At 60.1% G+C, this 1,652-nt stretch carries 2 protein-coding genes; one reads left to right on the top strand and one right to left on the bottom strand.

Annotation, left to right across the window (positions count from 1 at the left end; genetic code table 11):
- Positions 1-192 precede the first annotated feature (192 nt).
- Positions 193-702, bottom strand: a complete 510-nt coding sequence (locus K311_RS17055; RefSeq protein ID WP_211223669.1) for a DUF1963 domain-containing protein — start codon at positions 700-702, stop codon at positions 193-195.
- A gap of 365 nt (positions 703-1,067) precedes the next feature.
- Here K311_RS17055 and K311_RS18550 point away from each other — a divergent pair, with 365 nt between their 5' ends.
- On the top strand, positions 1,068-1,208 hold the full coding sequence (locus K311_RS18550; protein ID WP_154659582.1) for a hypothetical protein: 141 nt from the start codon (positions 1,068-1,070) through the stop codon (positions 1,206-1,208).
- Positions 1,209-1,652: the final 444 nt, after the last annotated feature.

The following is a 1,652-nucleotide window of genomic DNA, read 5'->3' on the forward strand; positions in this document are numbered from 1 at the left end:
CTGCCGAAGACCAGATGCCCGCCGGGCGTGAACCCCAGCGCGCTCGTTTACTCGCCCGAAGTTCGAGCGCTTGGCGAAGCCACGGAGTCGCACGTTGCAACGAACGACCAAGTGGTCTGCTCTTCGCGGCCTAACACCTGAGTTAAGCCGCGCCGCGAAGCGGCGTCGGCTTGGACGAATTGTTAGCTGTGCTTAGTAGAACTGACACGACCAGTTCCATACGCCCGAAGGTGATCGGAAGAAGTAGCCGCGCCCATTATCCGCCCACATCCAGCCGACCTTTTCTTCCGAGGCCACCTGAAACACAAAATTTTCCAGCCCGACGCCGTGCTGGATTTCAGTGGGGTAGCCGCCGAACTTGGTTCCGCCGTAGCGCGAGAAGGAGCTGAAAAAGGCCTCGCTCGCCTCGTCATCTTCGTTCACCGGGTCTAGGTCAACGATTTCCCAGGCATCTTCCCAGCCAGGCGCATCGTCTTCCACACGACTCCAGGCAACGGGAAAGGGTCGGAATCGGCCCGTATCCGCTTGGACGGGGACAAGGCCAGCGAGGCTGGCGTATTCGCGGATGAGCCAACCTTCGCCATGGGGGCGATCGAACGGATGCTCGTGCCGATTCTGGTAAAGCACCAGCAGCTCGATCCCTTCCAGCGGCTGGGGGACCACTGACAGCTCGTCCACCCGAACTTGCAAGAGCGGAAACATCGGCTCGCCTCTCCATACGGGAAGAGGCTCGTCTGGCAAAGCGACGGCTTTGCAGAACCAAGAGGTGACGGGATCGTCGGGTGGCCGAAAGCCGCCCACCTGCGCAACAGCAGCGGGGCGGACCTTGGATTGAAGCTTCTTTAGTACTTCGGCCGCCTGTGGAGTCATGGGCACAGCTAACGCCTGAGTTAAGCCGCGCCGAAGGCGTCGGCTTGAACGATGAGTTATGCAGCAGCCTAGAACCGGCGAAGCGATGCTGCAACCTGGGATTCCCTTGCAGGCCAATCGGGAGCCCGGCCTCAGCCTGGTTTACCGACGACAACCGGCGCCGGTGACCCTGACCCGCAGAAACCTTGGCGCCGCCAATGAACGCCGACGATCTTCATGGAGCCAGCGGCGCGAACGACGCGCTTGCCGAAGCCGGCTTTGCCTTGCGACGCGATCCGAAAAGGCGACGTGTTGCGACCGGCTACGCCCCTACAAAGAAGATGAACCTGCGCGCATAACGCTTAAGTTAAGCCGCGCCGAAGGCGTCGGCTTGAATGGTTGGTTAGGCCGCGCCTAGGGCGAAACCCAATGATCCTTTTGTATCGCTCTACCGTCTTGGTCCAGCTCAACCGACCATGCCTCGATGCCTTTCAGGATCGGAGCCTCCCACCAAATTCGCGCTCGGCATCTTCTCATGCAGGGCGTGCTCGCATACCTTGAGTAGATCTCTCCAGATCCCTCCCGATGACTCGGTGGCCCCATAAGATTGACCACTTCATTCTCAGACTGTCCCATCTCCACTCGATCGAAGTCTCTGGCGTAGCGATTGGACTTGATGGTGAAGTACAGGAATGCGCCCATGGCGGCGAAGAAGACCGCTCCAAATATCAAGAACGAAGGTCTGCTCATAGCGGCCTAACGCCCGAGTTAAGCCGCTCCGCAACGCGCTGACCGGGAGCCGA

This window comes from Arenimonas composti TR7-09 = DSM 18010, assembly GCF_000426365.1.
GTDB classification, from domain to species: domain Bacteria; phylum Pseudomonadota; class Gammaproteobacteria; order Xanthomonadales; family Xanthomonadaceae; genus Arenimonas; species Arenimonas composti.